22 protein-coding genes are annotated in these 20,232 nt (G+C 71.9%); 11 read left to right on the top strand and 11 right to left on the bottom strand.

Annotated elements, in window-relative coordinates; all coding sequences use genetic code 11:
* The first annotated feature begins 122 nt into the window (after positions 1-122).
* Positions 123-2,144, top strand: coding sequence for an ATP-binding protein (locus tag AC061S_RS16085; RefSeq protein ID WP_478686619.1), 2,022 nt, complete (start codon positions 123-125; stop codon positions 2,142-2,144).
* Positions 2,145-2,304: 160 nt separating this feature from the next.
* On the opposite strand, the gene AC061S_RS16080 is transcribed toward AC061S_RS16085, so the two are convergent.
* Positions 2,305-2,490, bottom strand: a complete 186-nt coding sequence (locus AC061S_RS16080; protein WP_250740159.1) for a DUF5999 family protein — start codon at positions 2,488-2,490, stop codon at positions 2,305-2,307.
* Positions 2,491-2,645: 155 nt separating this feature from the next.
* Between AC061S_RS16080 and AC061S_RS16075 the strand changes: the two genes are divergently transcribed.
* Positions 2,646-3,083 carry an SRPBCC family protein gene (locus AC061S_RS16075; protein ID WP_478686618.1) on the top strand — a complete coding sequence of 146 codons (438 nt, stop codon included), beginning with the start codon at positions 2,646-2,648 and terminating at the stop codon, positions 3,081-3,083.
* A gap of 77 nt (positions 3,084-3,160) precedes the next feature.
* Here AC061S_RS16075 and AC061S_RS16070 read toward each other — a convergent pair whose 3' ends face one another.
* A complete protein-coding gene (locus tag AC061S_RS16070) occupies positions 3,161-4,390 on the bottom strand; it encodes an acyl-CoA dehydrogenase family protein (protein WP_250740162.1) in 1,230 nt (409 codons plus the stop codon).
* Positions 4,391-4,576: 186 nt separating this feature from the next.
* Here AC061S_RS16070 and AC061S_RS16065 point away from each other — a divergent pair, with 186 nt between their 5' ends.
* Positions 4,577-5,221 (top strand): TetR/AcrR family transcriptional regulator, encoded by a 645-nt coding sequence (locus AC061S_RS16065; protein ID WP_478686617.1) that lies wholly within the window; start codon positions 4,577-4,579, stop codon positions 5,219-5,221.
* 140 nt (positions 5,222-5,361) lie between these two features.
* On the opposite strand, the gene def is transcribed toward AC061S_RS16065, so the two are convergent.
* A complete protein-coding gene (def, locus tag AC061S_RS16060; RefSeq protein WP_478686616.1) occupies positions 5,362-5,925 on the bottom strand; it encodes a peptide deformylase in 564 nt (187 codons plus the stop codon).
* A gap of 123 nt (positions 5,926-6,048) precedes the next feature.
* Between def and AC061S_RS16055 the strand changes: the two genes are divergently transcribed.
* From AC061S_RS16055 to AC061S_RS16030, 6 genes are all read left to right on the top strand, one after another.
* Positions 6,049-7,287 (top strand): Mur ligase family protein, encoded by a 1,239-nt coding sequence (locus AC061S_RS16055; RefSeq protein ID WP_385371792.1) that lies wholly within the window; start codon positions 6,049-6,051, stop codon positions 7,285-7,287.
* A 19-nt stretch (positions 7,288-7,306) separates the two neighbouring features.
* The gene (locus AC061S_RS16050; RefSeq protein ID WP_478686615.1) at positions 7,307-8,035 is read left to right on the top strand and encodes a type 1 glutamine amidotransferase; all 729 of its coding nucleotides are present in this window, start codon (positions 7,307-7,309) and stop codon (positions 8,033-8,035) included.
* 206 nt (positions 8,036-8,241) lie between these two features.
* A complete protein-coding gene (locus tag AC061S_RS16045; RefSeq protein WP_243339607.1) occupies positions 8,242-9,270 on the top strand; it encodes a 6-phosphofructokinase in 1,029 nt (342 codons plus the stop codon).
* A gap of 139 nt (positions 9,271-9,409) precedes the next feature.
* On the top strand, positions 9,410-10,339 hold the full coding sequence (locus AC061S_RS16040) for a cytochrome c oxidase assembly protein (RefSeq protein ID WP_478686642.1): 930 nt from the start codon (positions 9,410-9,412) through the stop codon (positions 10,337-10,339).
* Between the two features lie 32 nt (positions 10,340-10,371).
* Entirely contained in the window at positions 10,372-10,530 is a 159-nt protein-coding gene (locus tag AC061S_RS16035) for a hypothetical protein (RefSeq protein ID WP_478686614.1), read from the top strand.
* Between the two features lie 76 nt (positions 10,531-10,606).
* Positions 10,607-11,317 (top strand): lysophospholipid acyltransferase family protein, encoded by a 711-nt coding sequence (locus AC061S_RS16030; RefSeq protein ID WP_478686613.1) that lies wholly within the window; start codon positions 10,607-10,609, stop codon positions 11,315-11,317.
* A gap of 76 nt (positions 11,318-11,393) precedes the next feature.
* On the opposite strand, the gene AC061S_RS16025 is transcribed toward AC061S_RS16030, so the two are convergent.
* The 7 genes from AC061S_RS16025 to AC061S_RS15995 form a co-directional block, all read right to left on the bottom strand.
* Complete coding sequence (locus AC061S_RS16025; protein ID WP_478686612.1) at positions 11,394-13,091, bottom strand: alpha/beta hydrolase; 1,698 nt, start codon at positions 13,089-13,091, stop codon at positions 11,394-11,396.
* Between the two features lie 223 nt (positions 13,092-13,314).
* On the bottom strand, positions 13,315-14,109 hold the full coding sequence (locus tag AC061S_RS16020; protein WP_478686611.1) for an urease accessory protein UreD: 795 nt from the start codon (positions 14,107-14,109) through the stop codon (positions 13,315-13,317).
* A gap of 68 nt (positions 14,110-14,177) precedes the next feature.
* Positions 14,178-14,882 carry an urease accessory protein UreG gene (ureG, locus tag AC061S_RS16015; RefSeq protein WP_478686610.1) on the bottom strand — a complete coding sequence of 235 codons (705 nt, stop codon included), beginning with the start codon at positions 14,880-14,882 and terminating at the stop codon, positions 14,178-14,180.
* A 41-nt stretch (positions 14,883-14,923) separates the two neighbouring features.
* Entirely contained in the window at positions 14,924-15,598 is a 675-nt protein-coding gene (locus tag AC061S_RS16010; protein ID WP_478686609.1) for an urease accessory protein UreF, read from the bottom strand.
* A 49-nt stretch (positions 15,599-15,647) separates the two neighbouring features.
* Entirely contained in the window at positions 15,648-17,369 is a 1,722-nt protein-coding gene (locus AC061S_RS16005; protein WP_478686608.1) for an urease subunit alpha, read from the bottom strand.
* Positions 17,362-17,673, bottom strand: a complete 312-nt coding sequence (locus AC061S_RS16000; RefSeq protein ID WP_478686607.1) for an urease subunit beta — start codon at positions 17,671-17,673, stop codon at positions 17,362-17,364. The genes AC061S_RS16005 and AC061S_RS16000 overlap by 8 nt, the downstream gene beginning before the upstream one ends.
* A gap of 14 nt (positions 17,674-17,687) precedes the next feature.
* Positions 17,688-17,990 (bottom strand): urease subunit gamma, encoded by a 303-nt coding sequence (locus tag AC061S_RS15995; protein WP_266876111.1) that lies wholly within the window; start codon positions 17,988-17,990, stop codon positions 17,688-17,690.
* A gap of 305 nt (positions 17,991-18,295) precedes the next feature.
* On the opposite strand from AC061S_RS15995, the gene AC061S_RS15990 reads away from it, so the two are divergent.
* Entirely contained in the window at positions 18,296-18,685 is a 390-nt protein-coding gene (locus AC061S_RS15990) for a VOC family protein (protein WP_478686606.1), read from the top strand.
* Positions 18,686-18,691: 6 nt separating this feature from the next.
* Here AC061S_RS15990 and AC061S_RS15985 read toward each other — a convergent pair whose 3' ends face one another.
* The gene (locus tag AC061S_RS15985; RefSeq protein WP_478686605.1) at positions 18,692-19,144 is read right to left on the bottom strand and encodes an ATP-binding protein; all 453 of its coding nucleotides are present in this window, start codon (positions 19,142-19,144) and stop codon (positions 18,692-18,694) included.
* Between the two features lie 197 nt (positions 19,145-19,341).
* On the opposite strand from AC061S_RS15985, the gene AC061S_RS15980 reads away from it, so the two are divergent.
* Positions 19,342-20,229 (top strand): helix-turn-helix domain-containing protein, encoded by an 888-nt coding sequence (locus AC061S_RS15980; protein ID WP_478686604.1) that lies wholly within the window; start codon positions 19,342-19,344, stop codon positions 20,227-20,229.
* Positions 20,230-20,232 lie beyond the last annotated feature (3 nt).

Genomic DNA, 20,232 nt, shown 5'->3' with positions numbered 1-20,232 from the left:
TGGCCCGAACGGTACTGCGGAGAAAGAAGATCGCGCAGAATACTCCCGTGTTCGGTGAGTACTCGGTCAACAACAATCAGGCAGATTCCACGGACGGCGACCCTGGGCCAGACTCTGGCGCCGTGCCGGGAAACCTGCCGCCGGAAACGGCGAGCTTCGTGGGCCGCGAGCGTGAACTCGGCCTCCTGTCCGACCTGCTGCGCGAGCGACGGCTCGTGACGCTCACGGGCGTCGGCGGCGTCGGCAAGTCCAGGCTGGCCCTGCGGGCCGCCGCCGACCCCCGCCAGCGCAGGCGCGACGGGGTGTGGTGGGTGGAGCTCTCCCCGCTGCGCGACGCCGAGCTGCTCACCGCCACCGTCGCGCACGCCGTCGGCCTCGCCCACCAGTCCCCGCGCCCCCTGGACGAGGAACTCTGCGCCTGGATGGCCGACAAGGAGATGCTGCTCGTCCTCGACACCTGCGAGCACCTGGTGGCCGCCTGCCGGCACCTGGTGGGCGAACTCCTCCAGTCCGCACCGGGCCTGACGGTACTGATCACCACCCGCGAGCCGCTCCGCAGCCCCGGGGAGGATCTGGTCGAGGTCAGCCCGCTGCCCAGCGAAGGACCCGACAGCGACGCCTTCGCCCTGTTCCGGGCCCGTGCGCTCGCCGCCACCCCGGACGCCGCGGCCGCCTTCGCCGACCCGGACCGGGCGGCCCTCGCCGCGGACATCTGCCGCCGCCTGGACGGGATCCCCCTCGCCCTCGAACTGGCCGGCGCCCGGATGCGGCTCTGGACCCTGGAGCAGATGGCGCAGCGCCTCGAAGTCCGCTTCGACCTGCTGTCCGGCACCGCCGCCGCCCGGCTCCCCCGGCACCAGACGATGCGCACCGCGATCGGCTGGAGCCACGAGCTGTGCGAGCCGGTCGAGCGGCTGCTGTGGGCCCGGCTCTCGGTGTTCACCGGGGACTTCGACGTCGCCGCGGCGCGTGCGGTGTGCTCGGGCGGCCCGCTGCCCGCCGCACGCGTGGAGCGGGTACTGGCGGGCCTGGTAGCGAAGTCGGTGGTCCGGTGCAGCCGGGAACGGGGCGCGGGCGCCCGCTACCGGCTGCTGGACACGATCCGCGAGTACGGCCAGGGCTGGCTGGCGGAACTCGGCGAGGAACGGGTCGTCGCCGACCGGCACGCCCACTGGTACGCGGCGCTCTCGAAGGCCGCCGACCCGGGCTGGATGGGCCCCGGCCAGGTGGACTGGTACCGCAGGATGACCGCCGAGCACGCGCAGCTCCGTACGGCCCTGGAGCACCTGCTCCGCTCGGATCCCACGGCGGCGCTGGAGACCGCCGGCGCGCTCTGGTTCTTCTGGTTCTCCTGCGGGCACGTCGACGAGGGCCGGTCCTTCCTGGAACGGGCCCTGAGCCGGGGCCCGCGTTCGGGGGCCGCGTACGTCCAGGCCCTGTGGGCCCTGGGGCTCACCACCCTGCTCCAGGGCGACCTGGCCACGTCCGAGGAGCTCGGCAAGGCGTGCACGGGCGCGGCGGCCACCCTGGCCGACCCGGAGCCGGAGCTGCGCGCCGCCTACCTGCACGCGGTGTCGGTGCTGATGCCGGGCGATCCCGTACGGGCCCTGGCGCTCGCCGGACCCCGGGCGCGCGGGGGCCACGGCGGGAGACCCACCGGCGTGGGCTGGCTGCTGTGCCGGCTGGCCACCGGCTACGCCCTGTGCGACCTCGGGCGCTTCGAGGAGGCCGAGCAGGAGGCGCGGGGCCTGCGCGAGGCCTGCGCGGAGCTGGGCGAGCGCTGGCTGCGGGCGTACGCGGACTACATCCTGGCCATGGCGGCGTTCGGGCTCGGCCACCACGGGGAGGCGGCCCGGCACGCGCGGGCGATGCTGTCGGGCAAACGGCTGCTGGGCGACCGCTTCGGGATCGCGCTCGGTCTCGACCTGCTGGCGGCGGCGGTGGCGGCCATGGGCGACGGCGAGCTGGCGGCCCGGCTGCTGGGCACCGGGCACGCCTGGTGGCGCACGGTGGGCCGGCCGCAGATGGGCTCCCCCTCGCTCACGGCCGTGCGCGACCAGGGCGAACGGCAGGCCAGGGCGGCGATCGGCGACGAGGCGTACGAGAGCGCCTTCCTGGGCGGTGCGGCGGCGTCCACCGCCTGAAGCCCGACCAGCGGGCTCAGCCGGTGGCGCCGTGGCGTAACTCCGGGGCTCCCGTCAGTACGGGAGGGGTCTGCCCGACGGTGTACGCAGGTCCAGGTCTCGGGGGGCGGGCTTCGGGACGGGCTTTCGGATCAGCTGCTGGCGCATGCTGCCTCCTCGCTCAGACCAGGGCCGGGCGGCGGGGTTCCACCGTGCGGCCGTCGGGGAGCAGTTCACCTGTGTCGTCGAAGACCACGGCGCCGTTGCAGAGCAGATTCCAGCCCTGTTCGGGGTGGAAGGCCACGGTGCGTGCGGCGTCGTGGTCGACGCTGTCGGCGGACGGGCAGGGGGGCTGGTGGGAGCACATGGCGCACCTCCTCGCAGAGTGGGGCGGGAGCGCCGGTGGTCACCCGGTCGAATCCGCGATCCACGGTGGCGGTGAGTATTACTGATCGCCACCCCCGGACGGAACCCATATTCGCCGCCCAGTTCAGGGTGTGTATGCCCGCTTACGATGCGCTCATGCCCGCTATCCGGATCATTCACCGCACACTTCTCGACTCCGAGGAGGCGTGGAGGAGGCTGACGGACTGGGAACGCCACGCCACCGCCGTCCCGCTCACCCGGGCGATCATCGAAACACCGCCGCCGACGCACACCGGAACCCGTTTCACCATGCGTACGGGCGTGGGGAGGATCACCTTCGACGACCCGATGGAAGTCACCCTCTGGCGGCCCCCGCAGGGCGGCTCGGCGGGACTGGTCCGGCTCGTCAAACACGGCCGCGTGGTACGGGGCCGGGCGGAGATCGAGCTCCGCCCCGCGCCCGCGGGCGGCTGCGAGGCCGAATGGCGCGAGGAACTGCGCGTACGCGGCCTGGGCCGCCCCTTCGACCCGCTGGTCGCGGCGGCGGCGCGCCTCCTCTTCACCCGCGCCCTGGAAGCCCTCCTGCGCCCCTGAACGGGGCACCGGCGCACGAGGGGGGCCCGGGGTCGCCTCACGGCGGCCCCGGGCCCCTTCCCGCTTCCGGCCCCGCGCTAGCGGATCGGCATGCCCGAGAGGGTGCGGGCGATCACCAGCCGCTGGATCTCACTCGTCCCCTCGAAGATGGTGTAAATCGCGCTGTCGCGGTGCATCCGCTCCACCGGGTACTCGCGGGTGAAGCCGTTGCCGCCGAGGATCTGGACCGCCTGGGCGGTGACCTTCTTGGCGGTCTCGCTCGCGAAGAGCTTCGACATCGAGCCCTCCGCCGAGGTGAAGGGCTTGCCCGCGACCGCCATCCAGGAGGCCCGCCACACCAGCAGCCGGGCCGCGTCGATGGAGGTCCGCATGTCCGCGAGCTGGAAGGCGACGCCCTGGTTGTCGATGATCGGCCGGCCGAACTGCGTACGGGTCTTCGCGTAGTCCAGAGCGACCTCGTACGCGGCGCGCGCCGTGCCGACCGCCATGGCGCCGACGGCCGGGCGGGAGGCCTCGAAGGTGGCCATGGCCGCGTTCTTCACGCGCTCCCCGCCGCCCGCCTTGGCCCGCTCGTGGGCCCGCGCGAGCCGCTCGTCCAGCTTCTCCTTGCCGCCGAGCAGGCAGGAACCGGGGATCCGTACGTCCTCCAGCACCACCTCGGCGGTGTGCGAGGCGCGGATGCCGTGCTTCTTGAACTTCTGCCCCTGGGACAGGCCCGGGGTGTTCGGCGGGACGATGAAGGAGGCGTGCCCCTTCGTCCCCAGCTCCGGGTCGACGACGGCCACGACGATGTGGACGTTGGCGATGCCGCCGTTGGTCGCCCAGGTCTTGGTGCCGTTGAGCACCCATTCGTCCGTCGCCTGGTCGTAGACGGCGCGGGTGCGCATCGCGCCGACGTCGGAGCCTGCGTCGGGCTCGGAGGAGCAGAAGGCGGCGACCTTCACGTCGTCGGGGGTGCCGTACATCTGCGGGATCCAGGTGCCGATCTGCTCCTCGGTGCCGTTGGCGACGACGCCGATGGCGGCGAGCCCGGTGCCGACGATCGACAGCGCGATGCCCGCGTCGCCCCAGAACAGCTCCTCCATGGCCATCGGGATGCCGAGGCCCGTGGGGTCGAAGAACTGCTGGGCGTAGAAGTCGAGGGAGTAGATGCCGACCTTGGCGGCCTCCTGGATGACGGGCCACGGAGTCTCTTCGCGCTCGTCCCATTCCGCGGCGGCGGGGCGGATCACGTCGGCGGCGAAGCCGTGGATCCAGTCCCGCACCTGCTTCTGGTCGTCGTTGAGCTCCATGGTGAACTCCGCCATGTCCCCTCCAGCTTTCTCTCCCCAGGAGTTACCAGCGGTAACCCTCACTCCGACTCCAGTCTGTTACCGGCCGGTAAGCACTGTCAAGCAGCAGCGATGACGGACCGCCGATGAGATCACCAGGGTGTGCGGGGTGTTACGTTGCGTGGGCCTCAGGACATCGCAAGGGCGGGGAGTGAACACGGCATGGAGACCACACGGCAGTCCGGCGAGCCGGGAGCGGGCGAGCGCCGGCGGCGGGAGCTGCTGGAGGCCGCGGACCGGGTCGTCCTCAGGGACGGCCCCAAGGCGTCCATGAACGCCATCGCGGCGGAGGCCGGGATCACCAAGCCCATCCTCTACCGCCACTTCGGCGACAAGGCGGGCCTCTACCAGGCGCTGGCCGTCCGGCACACGGACGCCCTGCTCGACTCGCTGCGGGCCGCGCTCGACGCACCCGCCGAACGGCGCAGCCGGGTGGAGGCCACCCTCGACACCTATCTCGCCGCGATCGAGGCCCGGCCCCAGGTCTACCGCTTCCTCATGCACCCGGCGGAGGACTCCCAGGCCCCCGAGCGCGGCTTCGACGTCGGCCTGCACTCGGCCCCGCTGCTGCGCCGCCTCGGCGAGGAACTGGCCCAGGTGATCGGCGAACGCGTGGACCTGGGCCCCCGCGGCGAACGCCTGGCCCGGGTCTGGGGCCACGGCATCGTCGGCATGATGCACGCGGCGGGCGACTGGTGGCTCGGCGAACGCCCCTGCGACCGCACGGAACTCGTCAGCGCCCTCACCGACCTCCTGTGGGGCCGCCTGGCCACAGCCGGCAACCGAACGGACGGCCCGGGGTTCTGAGCACGGCGGGGCACCTTCAGCCCCGCCGGGCAAACTCGGCTCCGCCGGACGTACTCAGCCCCACCGGGCAAGTTCGGCTCCGCCGGCGTTTGAGGCGCGGGGTCTGGGGCAGCGCCCCAGGACCCCCGGCCCCGCCGGGCTCACTCCCCCAGCGCCCGGAGCCCGGCGAGACCCCAGTCCGTCTTCCGGATGGCCCGCCGCAGGCGCCGGGCCCGCAGCCCGGTCACCCGGTCCGCGTACACCACACCGGCCAGGTGATCGCACTCGTGCTGCAGGCACCGCGCGAAGAACCCGGTCCCGGAGATCCGTACGGCCGCGCCGTCCGAGGTGACTCCCTCCACCACCGCGCTGTCGTAGCGGAGCGTCCCCGCCTCCAGCCCCGGCAGGGACAGACAGCCCTCGGGGCCCAGGAACTCGTCCCCGTCCGCGGACACCAGACGCGGGTTGACGATGTGCCCGACGTGCCGGACGTCCTCGTCGTCGGGGCAGTCGTATACGAACACCCGCTGCCCGACGCCGATCTGGTTCGCGGCGAGGCCGACGCCCTGGGCGGCGTACATCGTGGCGAACATGTCCTCGACGAGCCGGTCGAGGGCCGGGCCGAACTCGGTGACCTCCGCACAAGCGGAATGGAGCACCGGGTCGCCCAGCAGGCTCATGGTGCGGACGATGCCGGAGGTACCGGGGAGGGGACGCTGTCGCATGGCGGTAAGGGTACGACGGGCGACTATATGAGGAGATCTTCGGCGGACCGGGGGCGCCGCGGTCGGGGCGCGGGCAGGTCATGGATAGGCTGGGGGCGACCGACGCAAGGAGGACAAGGGACGATGGCAGGCAACACAGAGCCGCTTTCGCCGCGGGCCAAGCTGGCCGTGACGGCGGGCAAGGCCGCGGCGGCGGTGTCGCGGGCCGCGGGACGCGGAAGCGGATCGGTGATCGGAGGCAAGGTCGCGCTCAAGCTCGACCCCGATCTCCTCGGCGCGCTGGCGCAGCATCTCGACGTCGTCCTCGTCTCGGCGACGAACGGCAAGACCACGACGACCCGGCTCATCGCGGAGGCCCTGCGGGCCAGCGGCCCGGTCGTCTCCAACGCACTGGGCGCGAACATGCCCGCGGGCATCACCTCCGCCCTGGCGGGCGGTTCGGACGCCCGCTACGGCGTCATCGAGGTGGACGAGAAGTACCTGGCCGGAGTGGCCCGGGACGTCACCCCCAAGGTGATCGCCCTGCTGAACCTCTCCCGCGACCAGCTGGACCGCGCCGCCGAGACCCGCATGCTCGCGGAGAAGTGGCGCGAGGGCCTCTCGGGTTCGAAGGCGGTCGTCGTCGCGAACTGCGACGACCCGCTGATCGTGTGGGCCGCCTCCTCCTCCTCGAACGTGGTGTGGGTCGCGGCCGGCCAGGAGTGGAAGGACGACGCCTGGTCGTGCCCCTCCTGCGGTGGCGTCATGCAGCGTCCGGGCGACGACTGGTTCTGCGGCGAGTGCGGCTTCCGGCGCCCCACCCCGAGCTGGGTGCTCTCCGGAGACCACGTGCTCGACCCGCACGGCAGCGCCTGGCCGATCAGCCTCCAGCTCCCGGGCCGCGCCAACAAGGCGAACGCCGCCACCTCGGCCGCGGTGGCGGCCGTCTTCGGCGTCCCGCCGCAGGTGGCGCTGGAGCGGATGTACCAGGTGCAGGCCGTCGCCGGACGCTACGACGTGGTGAGCTTCCAGGGCCGCGAACTGCGCCTGCTGCTCGCGAAGAACCCGGCCGGCTGGCTGGAGACCTTCTCCCTGATCGACCCGCCGCCGACCCCGGTGATCCTGTCGGTCAACGCGCGCGGTGCGGACGGCACCGACACCTCCTGGCTGTGGGACGTGGACTACCCGCGCCTGGCCGGCCACCCGATCTTCGTGATCGGGGACCGCAAGCTGGACCTCGCGGTCCGACTGGAAGTCGCGGGCCTGGACTTCCGGGTGTGCGAGACCCTCGACGAAGCCGTGCAGCTCGCGCCGCCCGGGCAGATCGAGCTGATCGCCAACTACACCGCCTTCCAGGACGTGCGCCGCCGCGTCGGCAACTAGTACCCATAAGGACAAGAGCATGAGCGACAACAGCCTGCGTCTGGTGTGGGTCTACCCCGACCTGCTCAGCACGTACGGAGACCAGGGCAACGCCCTGGTCGTCGAGCGCCGGGCCCGCCGGCGCGGCCTGGACGTGCAGCGCGTGGACGTGCGCAGCGACCAGCCGATCCCGACCTCGGGCGACATCTACCTGATCGGCGGCGGCGAGGACCGGCCGCAGCGGCTGGCCGCGGAGCGGCTGCTGCGCGACGGCGGTCTGGAGCGCGCCGTGTCGAACGGGGCGATCGTCTTCTCCGTCTGCGCCGGCTACCAGATCCTGGGCCAGGAGTTCGTCAACGACGTCGGCGAGCGTCAGCAGGGCCTCGGCCTGCTCGACGTGGTGACCGTGCGCGGCGAGGGCGAGCGGTGCGTCGGCGACGTGCTGGGGGACATCGACCCGCGGCTCGGGCTGCCCCAGCTGACCGGCTTCGAGAACCACCAGGGCGTCACGCACCTCGGCCCGACGGCGAAGCCCTTCGCGCGGGTCACGATGGGCCGGGGCAACGGCACCGGTGACGGCACCGAAGGCGCGTACAACGACACGGTGTTCGGCACGTACATGCACGGTCCCGTGATGGCGCGCAACCCGCAGATCGCGGACCTGCTGCTGAAGCTGGCCCTCGACGTGAACGCGCTGCCGCCCATCGACGACCGCTGGTACGACGCGCTGCGCGCCGAGCGGATCGCGGCGGCCACGCAGCCCGCGTAACCGCGACCCCACCGGCACCGCCGACACCCGGCGTTCGGCCCGGATTCCCCTCGGGGCATCCGGGCCGACGTGTTTTTGTACGACTGATCCGACCAGCATGTGGAGGATGGTTCAGTCCACCCTCGATCCGCTTGTAGGGTGCTGGGTAGTTCCAACCGGACGACGTGGTCCGGTCGTCGGCCCACGTTGCAAAGGTCCTCCCTGCCATGCGCATAGGTGTGCTCACTTCCGGAGGCGACTGCCCCGGGCTCAATGCCGTCATCCGCTCCGTCGTGCACCGCGCCGTCGTCGACCACGGGGACGAGGTCATCGGTTTCCACGACGGCTGGCGCGGCCTCCTGGAGTGCGACTACCGCAAGCTCGACCTGGACGCCGTGAGCGGCATCCTGGCCCGTGGCGGAACGATTCTGGGCTCCTCCCGGGTCCAGCCCGCCCATCTGCGCGACGGCGTGGAGCGGGCCCGCGGCCACGTCGCCGATCTCGGCCTGGACGCCATCATCCCGATCGGCGGCGAGGGCACCCTGAAGGCCGCGAACCTGCTCTCGCAGGGCGGCCTGCCCATCGTCGGCGTCCCCAAGACCATCGACAACGACATCGCCTCCACCGACGTCACCTTCGGCTTCGACACCGCCGTCGGGGTCGCCACCGAGGCACTGGACCGGCTGAAGACCACCGCCGAGTCCCACCAGCGCGTGATGGTCGTGGAGGTCATGGGCCGCCACACCGGCTGGATCGCCCTGCACTCGGGCATGGCGGCCGGCGCGCACGCGATCGTCGTGCCGGAGCGCCCCTTCGACATCGAGGAGCTGACGGCGATCGTCGGCGAGCGCTTCGAGCAGGGCAAGCGCTTCGCGATCGTCGTGGTCGCCGAGGGTGCCAAGCCCGCCGAGGGCAGCTCGATGGCCCTGGAGGAGGGCGGCACCGACATGTACGGCCACGAGCGGTTCGCCGGCATCGGCAACCGCCTCGCCGTCGAGCTGGAGGACCGTCTCGGCAAGGAGGCCCGCCCGGTCATCCTCGGCCACGTCCAGCGCGGCGGCACCCCCACCGCGTACGACCGCGTCCTCGCGACCCGCTTCGGCTGGCACGCGGTGGAGGCGGCCCACCGGGGCGAGTTCGGGATGCTCACGGCGCTGCGCGGCACGGACATCGTGATGGTCCCGCTCGACGAGGCCGTCCAGACCCTGAAGACGGTCCCGTCCGAGCGCTACGCCGAGGCGCAGAACGTGCTGTGATCTTTCCCCTTTTCTGCGTGTCACTCCTGTAATGGCCGCCCCCGGACGATTTCCCGTCCGGGGGCGGCATTACTGTGGTGGGGCACCACGGGTCAAGGGAGTGAAGAGATTGAGTTACCTCGCGCACGACGGCATGGACATGGATATGGACCTGCCGCCCTTCACCCTCGGGCGCGGGCTGGAGTTCTCCTTCGACGCCTTCTTCCTCATCGGCTCGCTCCTCGGCCTCGCGCTGTACGGGTGGGGCGTGCTGCGGCTGCGCCGGCGCGGGGACTCCTGGCCGATCGGGCGGACGGTCGCCTTCACCATCGGCGTGCTGAGCGTGGCCCTGGTGATGTGCACCAAGCTGAACGACTACGGCATGGTCATGTTCAGCGTGCACATGGTCCAGCACATGGTGATCAGCATGCTCAGCCCGATCCTGCTGCTGCTGGGCGCGCCCGTGACGCTGGCGCTGCGCGCGCTGCCGCCGGCGGCCCGCGGCCACAAGGGGCCGCGCGAACTGCTGCTGATGCTCCTGCACAGCCGGTACATGAAGGTGATCACCCATCCGGTGTTCACCATCCCGATCTTCATCGCCAGCCTCTACGGCCTGTACTTCACCCCGCTCTTCGACTTCCTGATGGGCTCGAAGACCGGCCACATCGCGATGATGGTGCACTTCCTCGCCGTCGGCCTCGTCTTCTTCTGGCCGATCATGGGCGTGGACCCCGGACCGCACCGCCCCGGCTACGTGATGCGGATGCTGGAGCTGTTCGCCGGAATGCCCTTCCACGCCTTCTTCGGCATCGCGCTGATGATGGGCAGCGAGCCGATGATCAAGACGTACGCGAACCCGCCCGCCTCCCTCGGCATCGACCCGCTGCTCGACCAGCAGTGGGGCGGCGGCATCGCCTGGGCCTTCAGCGAGATCCCCTCGGTGCTGGTGCTGATCGCGCTGGTCTACCAGTGGTACCACTCGGAACAGCGGGCCGCGAAGCGCTCCGACCGGTCCGAGGACCGCAACGGCGACCAGGAGCTGGCGGCCTACAACTCGTATCTCGCCTCGCTCCAAGCGCGTGGCCAGTAGCGCTGGACCACCTTCAGGCGCCACCATGGGGCATGACCGGATCCGTGAAGGCGATGGCAGTGATGACCTTCGCCTCTCTGGTGGCGATCGCCACGTATTCCGTGGCCCTCGGAAGCAACGGCTGGCTGTGGTTCAGCTGGGTCGTGCTGGGGCTGCTCACCGCGGGAATGGCGGCCACGGACGGTGCGTGAGCCGCCGTCCCCTCCGCCTCTGGGCTGACCGTCCGTAGGATGTCCGTGACCACGGGACGTCGACGGGAGCCGCCTGGTGTTCTACCACTTGCTCAAGCACGTGATCCTGGGGCCGCTGCTGCGGCTCCTGTTCCGGCCCCGCATCGAAGGACTGGAGAACATCCCGGAGGACGGGGCCGCGATCATCGCGGGCAACCACCTCTCCTTCTCCGACCATTTCCTGATGCCCGCGATCCTCAACCGGCGCATCACCTTCCTCGCGAAGGCCGAGTACTTCACCGGACCGGGCCTGAAGGGACGGCTCACCGCGGCCTTCTTCCGCAGCGCCGGCCAGATCCCGGTCGACCGCTCCGGCAAGGACGCCGGTCAGGCGGCGCTCCGCGAGGGGCTCGGGGTGCTGTCCAAGGGCGAGCTGCTCGGCATCTACCCGGAGGGCACCCGCTCGCACGACGGGCGGCTCTACAAGGGCAAGGTCGGCGTAGCGGCGATGGCGCTGGGCGCCGCGGTGCCCGTCGTCCCGTGCGCGATGGTCGGGACCTTCGAGATCCAGCCGCCCGGGCAGAAGATCCCCAGCATCCGCCGGGTCACGATCCGCTTCGGCCGGCCGCTGGACTTCTCCCGGTACGAGGGGATGGAGGGTGAGCGGGCCGTGCTGCGGGCCGTCACCGACGAGATCATGTACGAGGTCCTCGCCCTGTCCGGCCAGGAGTACGTGGACCGGTACGCCGGCGAGGTGAAGGCGGAGGAAGAGGAAGCCCGGAAGAAGGCCCGGCGCAGGGCGCGCTGAGCCCTCTCCCATGCTGGGCCCTCTCCCGTGCTGGGCCCTCTCCCGTGTGGGGCGGAGCCGTTCCCGCCGGGTCCCGCTAGCGGATGGCCGGGAGCTCGTCGATCGCCTGCCGGTCGGCGGCCGGGGCCGGCGCGAGCAGCTTGGCGGCGACCGGGGCCGGGGCCACCGGGGTGGCGTGCGGAGCGCACGTCACGTTCTGGGCGTCGACCTTGCCGGTGAGCAGGTAGGTGTCCACCCGGGTGTTGATGCAGGGGTTCACCAGGTTGGTGACCCCGTGCGAGCCCGCGCCCTGCTCGGTGATCAGCCGCGAGCCGGCGAGGCGCCGGTTCAGCGAGACCCCGCCCTTGTACGGCGTGGCCGCGTCCCGCTCGGCCTGGACGATCAGCACCGGCGGCAGGCCGCGGTGGGCGCCGACCCCGACCTCGATCGCGTGGTGCTGCTTGGACTTCCAAGTCGCGCAGGGCAGGTTCATCCACGCGTTGGCCCAGGTCATGAAGGGGTACTGGGCGTGCAGCCTGGTGTTGTCCCGGTCCCACGTGGACCAGCTGGTGGGCCACTTCGCGTCGGCGCACTCCACGGCGGTGTAGACCGCGTTGCCGTTCTCCGCCGCGGCGTTGCCCTGGATGTCGCTCATGTCGGGGGCGATGGCGTCGATCAGCGCCTGCTCGTCACCGGCGGCGTACGCGGCCCAGGTCTGGGCGACGGGCACCCAGGAGGAGTCGTAGTACGGGGCGCTCTGGAAGAAGCCGATGAGCTCCGCCGGGCCGACGATCCCGCCGAGCGGGTTGGCCTTGGCCTTGGCGCGCAGCTCCAGCCACTTGGCCTCGACCTCGGCGCGGGTGGTGCCGAGGTGGAAGGAGGCGTCGTTCTTGGCGACCCAGTCCTGCCAGTCGTTCCAGCGCATCTGGAAGGCGACGTCCTGCCCGAGGTTGGCCTCGTACCAGATGTTGTCGCGGGACGGGTCGACCACGCTGTCCGCGATCATGCGGCGCACGTGCGTCGGGAACAGAGTGGCGTAGACCCCGGCGATGTAGGTGCCGTAGGAGACGCCGAGGAAGTTGAGCTTCTTCTCGCCGAGGGCGGCACGGATAACGTCCAGGTCACGCGCGACGTTCGGCGTGGTCATGAACGGCAGCATCTCGCCGCTGCGCTCCTTGCAGCCGTCCGCGTACTCCTCGGCGAGCTTGCGCTGGGCGTTCTTGTCGGCCTTGCCGTCCGGCACCGGGTCGGCCTTGGGGGCCTTGACGTACTCCTGCGGGTCGATGCAGGAGATCGGCGCGGAGTGGCCGACGCCGCGCGGGTCGAAGCCCACAAAGTCGTACGCCTTCGCGGTGTTCACCCACAGCGGGCTGTTGGTGGTGATGCGGCGGGGGAAGCGCATGCCGGAGGCGCCGGGGCCGCCCGGGTTGTAGATGAGCGCGCCCTGGCGCTCTTCCTTGGTGCCGGTGCTGACGGCGCGGTTGACCGCGAGGTCGATGGTCTTGCCGAAGGGCTTGCTGTAGTCGAGCGGGACCTTCACGTAGCCGCACTGGATGGGCGCCGCGAAGCCCCAGTCGGGCGGGCAGTCCTTCCAGTCGATGCCGGCGCGCGCGGCGCGGGCGGCGGCGACCTGGGTTCCGAACGCCTCGGCGATCGGGTTGTCGCGGCCGGAGGGGCCGGGCGAGCCCGACGAGAACGTCGAGGTGGCCGACGCCGACGGGGCGAGCAGCAGGCCCGCCGCCAGCGTGCCGGTGACCAGAGTGGCGGCGCTCCCCAGCACCGCGTTGCGTATCACGTGGTTGTTCCCCCTGCGTCATCTGCCGCCGTGGGCGGCGTGGTTCGTGCCGGTGTGGATGTGCCTCGGCATGTGCAGGGGATACTTCCGCCTGACCGGGAGCGGGCGACAGGGCACGGGGCCGTTCTTTGCCAACCCGATATCCGGAAATGGGTGTACCGCTGAGCGGTGTCGCTTCTTCCCGGGTTCGCGGGCTGTCACCCGTGGTGGTGCCCGACCGGGCTCACCAACCGTAGGCGGCGCAGGCGGAGTCGAGCAGTTCGCGGAGCCGCAGTGCGTCCGGTGCCAGGGCCGTGACCAGGACGGCCGGGCCCGCCAGCGGGGTGACCGCAGCGAACTCCCCCAGCATCCCGGCCTGCGGCGGGGCCTTCGCGAACTCCGGGTCCACCACCAGCAGCTGTCCCAGCGCCCGGTGGCCGGCGAGTCCCGCCGGACCGTCCCAGCCGCCGGGTGCGCCGGGACCGCAGGCCAGCTCCTGGTCCAGCAGCGGCCGCCCGTCGCGGGTCACGGTGAGCCGGGCGCGCAGCAGGCCCGGAGCCTCCCCGGTCCGGCCGAGCACCTGCTCCTCGCGCAGCAGGAGCCGGGCGGTGGGGGCGAGTTCGGCCCGGGTCCGGACCCGCAGGTCGCTGCCGCGCACCGAGACGAGGGGCTCGGGCAGCCAGCGCACGGCAGCCCGGTCGGCCAGCCGGAGCCGTACGTCGTACCGCGCGGGTTCCCCGTGCCGGCCGGGCAGGGCCAGGGTGGCCGCCGCGGAGCGGAGCACCAGCCGGGCGCCCGGCCCGGCGGCGGCCTCGACCGTGAGGTGGTCGCCGCCCAGGGGTGCGCTCATGGCGCCGACCAGCATGACGCCCGCCTCGCCGGGCCCGCCCCGGGTGCGGCGCAGGGCGAGCGGCCCCTCCCCGGCCAGGAGCGGCAGGGCGGTGGAGCCCCGCCCGTCGGCGGCCGCGCCGATCCGGGCGGTGGCGCGCAGGCCGGGCGGAGCGGGGGCCGGAGGCCGGGCGGGGGGCGCGCCCGGCACCGCGGGGACGGCCGTCGGGAGCGCCGTAGGAACCGCTGTAGGGACCGCCGTAGGGACCGCCGTCGGGCTCACCGCGCGGTCCAGGCGGCGATCCGCTCGCGCACCCAGGCGGCCACCGGGGCCACACCCTCCTCGCTGCGCAAGGACTGGAAGGCGACGGGCAGTTCGCCGCGCTGTTCGGCGGCGTCGCGGGCCATCCGGTCCAGGTCCGAGCCGACGTGCGGAGCGAGGTCGGTCTTGTTGACGACGAGCAGGTCGGCGGTGGTGACGCCGGGGCCGCCCTTGCGCGGGATGTCGTCGCCGCCGGCCACGTCGATGACGAAGATCTGGGCGTCGACGAGGCCGCGGGAGAAGGTGGCGGTGAGGTTGTCGCCGCCGGACTCGACGAGGATCAGGTCGAGCCGTCCGTGCCCGTGGAAGGCCTCCTCCAGTTCCTCGACGGCCTCCAGGTTGGCGGAGATGTCGTCGCGGATGGCGGTGTGCGGGCAGGCTCCGGTCTCCACGGCGCTGATCCGCTCGGGCGGCAGGACGGCTTCGCGGAGCAGGAACTCGGCGTCCTCGCGGGTGTAGATGTCGTTGGTGACCACGGCCATGGACACCTCCGTGCGCAGAGCCCGGCACAGGGCGGCGACGGTTGCGGTCTTGCCGGAGCCGACGGGCCCGCCGAGCCCGATGCGCAGGGCCCGGCGGGTCCCGTCCGTCCGCAGCGGCTCGGCGCCGTGGGTGTGGCGGTGCGGGAAGGTCCCACCGCCGAGGGAGGTGTCGAGGTGCATGGTGGTCTCCTTGAGGGTGGAGCAGGGGGATGCGGGGCGGATCAGGAGGCGAACAGCCGTACCGGCCAGCCGGCATGGGCCTGCGCCGCGATGTCCAGCAGCGGCGAGGAAGCCGCGGGCAGGGTGTGCGTACCGTCGGTGCGGGCCCGGTGGGCGGCCCGCTCAGCCCGCCGGGACACGGAGTCCAGCTCGGGGGCGAGCCCGGCCAGGACCCGGCTCGCCTCGAAGGGGTCCAGGCCGAGCAGCCGTACGGTGGCGGTGGCCGGCCCGCTCACGCTCTCGTACGCCGCCACGTGCGCGGCGTCCAGCGGCCCGAGCCCGGCCGACCGGGCCGTGACGCCGAGCACCACGGGCTGGTGCGCCCCGCGCGGGAAGGCGGCGGCCAGAGCGTCCAGTTCCGGGCCGGGCCAGGTGGCGCGGGCGGCCCGCATCAGCTGGCGCCCGAGCCGCCGTGCGGCGGCGCGCAACGCGGGCGACGGGGTCCGGGCGTCGGCGGCTTCGTCGAGGTCCGCCGGGTCGGTCCCGTGGGCGGCCGCCGCGGCGAGGGCGGCCGCGACGAGCCCGGCGGTGTGCAGCCGGCCCCGGCAGAACTCTGCCAGGGTTTCGGCGTCGTGGATCCGGCCCGCCTTGCAGGCGGCCTCGGCCCCGCCGGAGTGGGCGTGGCCCCCGGCGGGGAAGCGGCCGTCGGCGAGGACGAGGAGGGCGGCGAGGCTCATCGGGAGAGGACCCTTCCCATCAGGAGGTTCCCATCAGAAGAGGCCCCCATCAGAAAAGGAAGTAGCGCTGGGCCATGGGGAGTTCCGTCGCCGGGGCCGGTTCCACCACGTCGCCGTCGATGGTGACGGTGAAGGTGTCGGCGTCGACCTCCACCCTCGGCATGGCGTCGTTGTTGCGCATGTCCGCCTTGGTCACCTTGCGGGTGCTCTCGATGGCGACGAACTCCTTGCCGAGTCCGAGCCGTTCGGGCAGTCCGGAGTCGAGGGCCGCCTGGGCGGTGAAGTTGACCGAGTTGAGCCCGGGGGCCCGCCCGTACGCTCCGAACATCGGGCGCGGCAGGACCGGCTGCGGGGTGGGGATGGAGGCGTTGGCATCGCCCATCTGCGCGTAGGCGATCTGGCCGCCCTTGATGACCAGTTCGGGTTTGACCCCGAAGAAGGCGGGCTTCCACAGCACCAGGTCGGCGAGTTTGCCGGTTTCGACGGAGCCGATCTCGCGGGCCAGGCCCTGGGCGACGGCGGGGTTGATCGTGTACTTGGCGACGTAGCGCCGGGCCCGGTGGTTGTCGGAGGGTCCGTCGCCGGGAAGGGAGCCGCGCCGCTTCTTCATCACGTGGGCCGTCTGCCAGGTGCGCAGGACGACCTCGCCCACGCGGCCCATGGCCTGGGAGTCGGAGGAGATGATCGAGATGGCTCCGAGGTCGTGCAGGACGTCCTCGGCGGCGATGGTGGAGGGCCGGATCCGGGACTCGGCGAAGGCCAGGTCCTCGGGGACGGCGGGGTTGAGGTGGTGGCAGACCATCAGCATGTCGAGGTGTTCCTCGACGGTGTTGACGGTGTGCGGCCGGGTCGGATTGGTGGAGCTGGGCAGGATGTTCGGCTCGGAGACCACGGTGATGATGTCGGGGGCGTGCCCGCCGCCGGCGCCTTCGGTGTGGTACGAGTGGATGGTCCGCCCGCCGATGGCGGCGAGGGTGTCGGCGACGAATCCGGCCTCGTTGAGGGTGTCGGTGTGGATGGCCGCCTGGGCGCCGGTCTCCTCGCAGACGGTGAGGCAGGCGTCGATGACGGCGGGGGTGGTCCCCCAGTCCTCGTGGAGCTTGAAGCCGAGGGCGCCGCCGCGCAGTTGGGAGTACATGCCCTCGCGGGACATGGTGTTGCCCTTGCCGAGCAGGCCGATGTTGACGGGGTAGGCCTCCAGGGCGGCGAACATCCGGGCCAGGTGCCAGGGTCCGGGGGTGACGGTGGTGGCCTTGGTGCCCTCCGCGGGGCCGGTGCCGCCGCCGACGAGGGTGGTGATGCCGGAGGCGAGGGCCTCCTCGATCACGGTCGGGGAGATGAAGTGCACGTGGGCGTCGACGGCGCCGGCGGTGAGGATCTTGCCGTTGCCGGCGATGATCTCGGTCTCGGGGCCGATCACCAGGGCGCGGTCGACGCCGTCCATGGTGTCGGGGTTGCCCGCCTTGCCGATGCCGCAGATCCGGCCGTCGCGGATGCCGACGTCGGCCTTGACGATGCCCCAGTGGTCGAGGATCACCACCCCGGTGATGACGGTGTCGGCGGCGCCTTCGGCGCGGGTGGTGCGGGCCTGGCCCATGGATTCGCGGATGACCTTGCCGCCGCCGAAGACGGCTTCGTCGCCGGCCCGGCCGGGGCCGCCGCCGAGGTCCTGCTCGATCTCGACGAAGAGGTCGGTGTCGGCGAGGCGGATGCGGTCGCCCGTGGTGGGCCCGAAGAGGTCGGCGTAGACCTGGCGCGATATCTCAGCCATCGAGGGGCCCTCCGGTCTCCCCGCGCAGTCCCGGCACGGTGCGCAGTCCGGCCAGCGGTACGAGGGCCACGGCGACCGGGATGCCCGGCTCGAAGCGGACCGCGGTGCCGGCGGCGATGTCTAGGCGCAGCCCGTGGGCGGCGCGGCGGTCGAAGTCGAGGCCGGGGTTGGCCTCGGCGAAGTGGTAGTGCGAGCCGATCTGGACGGGCCGGTCGGCGGCGTTGAGCACGGTGAGCCGGGTGACGGGGCGGCCTTCGTTGAGGCGCACCGGGCCGTCCCCGTAGGCGATTTCGCCGGGGATCATGCGGGTACCCGCTCTCAGACGATGGGGTCGTGGACGGTGACGAGCTTGGTGCCGTCCGGGAAGGTCGCCTCGACCTGGACGTCGTGGATCATCTCGGGTATCCCCTCCATGACCTCCTCCCGGGAGAGCACGGTCCGTCCGGAGGCCATCAGCTCGGCCACCGTCCGGCCGTCGCGGGCCCCTTCGAGGATGTGTGCGGTGATCAGGGCTATCACCTCGGGATGGTTGAGGAGCACCCCCCGCGCCTTGCGTCTCTCGGCCACGTCGGCGGCCACGTGGATGAGCAGTCTCTCCTGCTCGTGGGGGGTCAGCTGCACAGCAATCACCAAGCTTTCGGGACATGATCAAAACCGCGCCGAGCCGACCCTATGGGCCGCCAACGCGTTGTTGACCTGCACATATCCGAGCCAAGCGTGTCTTGCCCAACACAGGGAAAGGCTTTCCGTCCCGCCCACCGCCGCTTTGCCGGCCCATGGGTGATCATTGGCGGGAAGGAACGTGGCCGCCACGCTAGGCGCCGCGCTTTTCCGCTGAGTTAACCCACGTTTCGAGCAGGTACCCGGTTCAACTCCGGGCGCCGCCAGGCCCGGATCCGTATACGGCCCCGCCGATCAGGAGCAGCATGTTCGTCAACCCCGTCCGCCACATCACGTTCGACGCCCAGGAGCCCTACCCGCTGGCGCAGTTCTGGTCCGCGGTCACCGGTTTCCCCATCCACCCGGACGACGAGCCCGAGGACGACGAGATCCTGCTGGACGCGGGGCAGCCCGGCGTGCCCGGAATTCTCTTCGTGCGGGTGCCCGAGGCCAAGGCGGCCAAGAACCGGGTCCACTTGGACATCATGCCGACCACCGGCACGCGCGACGAGAACGTCGAGCGGCTCGTCGCGCTCGGCGCGAAGCTCCAGGCCGACCACCGCAGGGAGGACGGCACCGGCTGGGTCACGCTGACCGACCCCGAGGGCAACGAGCTGTGCATCGAGCGCGGCGTGTCGGAGCGCGCCGGGGCCTGACCGGCCTCAACAACCGGTGCGCGTCCTCGCCGGGGCTCCGGCGGCCACCCAGGGCAGCGCGATCCACACGGTCTTGCCGCCGTCCTCGGTCGGACTGACCGAGAGCCGGCCGCCCGCCTCGGCGGCGAGCCAGCGGATGATGACCATCCCCCGGCCGTTGTCCTGCTGGACGGCGGCCGGGAGCCGCTTGGGCCAGCGCGGGTGGCTGTCGGTGACCCCGATGCGGAGCCACTCCTCGCGCTCCAGGCGGATGTCCACGGTGAAGGTCGGCGATTTGCCGAAGGTGTGCTGCACCGCGTTGGTGGCCAGTTCCGAGACGATGAGCCGGATGCTGTCGGCGGCCTCGGTCCCCTCGGACAGTCCCCACTCGCCCAGCACCTCCGCGACGTAACGGCGGGCGGCCGCGACCGAGGCGGGATCGCTCGGCAGAGTGACGGATGCTTCCTGGTGATCTGCCATGGCGACGGTCCCTTTCCCACCGGGGCGAAGCCGCCCCGGATCTGTGCTGGACGCCAGAGTGCCACCCATCGTCCCGCCGTTTCCGCCGATCCCCCAAGATATGCATATATCTGTCGCTCGATGCGGTGAACTCTGCTACGGAAGAGCGTATTTGGACGGCAGACTGGTGCGAGCTGTGCCGGTGGAAGGAGGCGGGTGTGCAGCATGGTCCCGCGGTGCGCCGACGCAAGCTCGGCGAGGAACTGCGTGCCCTTCGCGACCGGACCGGACTCACCAGTGGTGAGGCGGCCCGGCTGGCGGGATGGCACCAGTCGAAGATCAGCCGTATCGAGACGGGTCGCAGCGGCGTCAAGGTGGAGGACATCCGGCTGCTGCTCGACGTCTACGGGCAAGACGTCGTGAGCGCGCAGCAGCGCGCCCTGCTCGAGGCCCTCTCGGCCTCGGCGGCGGGCCCCGCCCCGGACGCCGACACCGGACGCGGCCGCCAGTGGTGGCACGACTACCGGGGGCTGCTTCCGCAGGAGTACCGGGACTTCATCAGCCTGGAGGCGGGTGCCCGTTCGGCCCGCACCGTCGAACTGTCGGTGGTGCCCGGGCTGCTGCAGACCCCGGAGTACGCGCGCGCCGTGACCCGGGCCGCGCTGGGCGGGCTGCCGGAGCCGAAGGTGGACGCGCTGGTCGACGTACGGCTGGCGCGCCAGTCCGTCCTGCGGGCCGATCCGCCGCTGGAGCTGAGCGCCGTCCTGGACGAGGCGGTGCTGCGGCGCACGATCGGCGGGGCGGGGGTGATGGAGGAACAGTTGAGGCACCTGGTGGAGGTGGCGCGTTTGCCCCAAGTGCGGCTTCAGGTACTGCCGTTCAGCGTGGGGGGACATCTCGGCCTGACCGGACCGTTCGTCATCTTCTCATTTCCGAACATCGCCGATCTGGATGTGGTGGTACTCGACCATTTGACGAGTAGCCTCTATCTGGAGCGGAAGGAAGACCTTGAGGCGTACAGCGCCGCGTTCCGCACCATCCAGGCGCACGCCCTCCCGCCCCGCGATTCGTCGGATCTCATCAGCGCCCTCGCTGACGACGCGTAAGGA

The sequence above is a fragment of the Streptomyces sp. CA189 genome (assembly GCF_056428985.1).
Note: the sequence above shows the minus strand (reverse complement) of the source record. Positions and strands in the feature narration are given on the sequence as shown.

Bases quoted from the DNA above. Each gene is read 5' to 3' on its own strand.
- ureG (WP_478686610.1), bottom strand. From the start codon at position 14,882: ATGCACCTCGACACCTCCCTCGGCGGTGGGACCTTCCCGCACCGCCAC.
- AC061S_RS15990 (WP_478686606.1), top strand. From the start codon at position 18,296: ATGTTCGTCAACCCCGTCCGCCACATCACGTTCGACGCCCAGGAGCCC.
- AC061S_RS16080 (WP_250740159.1), bottom strand. From the start codon at position 2,490: ATGTGCTCCCACCAGCCCCCCTGCCCGTCCGCCGACAGCGTCGACCAC.
- def (WP_478686616.1), bottom strand. From the start codon at position 5,925: ATGCGACAGCGTCCCCTCCCCGGTACCTCCGGCATCGTCCGCACCATG.
- AC061S_RS15985 (WP_478686605.1), bottom strand. From the start codon at position 19,144: ATGGCAGATCACCAGGAAGCATCCGTCACTCTGCCGAGCGATCCCGCC.
- AC061S_RS16075 (WP_478686618.1), top strand. From the start codon at position 2,646: ATGCCCGCTATCCGGATCATTCACCGCACACTTCTCGACTCCGAGGAG.
- AC061S_RS16070 (WP_250740162.1), bottom strand. From the start codon at position 4,390: ATGGCGGAGTTCACCATGGAGCTCAACGACGACCAGAAGCAGGTGCGG.
- AC061S_RS16040 (WP_478686642.1), top strand. From the start codon at position 9,410: ATGGATATGGACCTGCCGCCCTTCACCCTCGGGCGCGGGCTGGAGTTC.
- AC061S_RS16065 (WP_478686617.1), top strand. From the start codon at position 4,577: ATGGAGACCACACGGCAGTCCGGCGAGCCGGGAGCGGGCGAGCGCCGG.
- AC061S_RS16035 (WP_478686614.1), top strand. From the start codon at position 10,372: ATGACCGGATCCGTGAAGGCGATGGCAGTGATGACCTTCGCCTCTCTG.
- AC061S_RS16000 (WP_478686607.1), bottom strand. From the start codon at position 17,673: ATGATCCCCGGCGAAATCGCCTACGGGGACGGCCCGGTGCGCCTCAAC.
- AC061S_RS16050 (WP_478686615.1), top strand. From the start codon at position 7,307: ATGAGCGACAACAGCCTGCGTCTGGTGTGGGTCTACCCCGACCTGCTC.
- AC061S_RS16010 (WP_478686609.1), bottom strand. From the start codon at position 15,598: ATGAGCCTCGCCGCCCTCCTCGTCCTCGCCGACGGCCGCTTCCCCGCC.
- AC061S_RS16005 (WP_478686608.1), bottom strand. From the start codon at position 17,369: ATGGCTGAGATATCGCGCCAGGTCTACGCCGACCTCTTCGGGCCCACC.
- AC061S_RS16045 (WP_243339607.1), top strand. From the start codon at position 8,242: ATGCGCATAGGTGTGCTCACTTCCGGAGGCGACTGCCCCGGGCTCAAT.
- AC061S_RS16055 (WP_385371792.1), top strand. From the start codon at position 6,049: ATGGCAGGCAACACAGAGCCGCTTTCGCCGCGGGCCAAGCTGGCCGTG.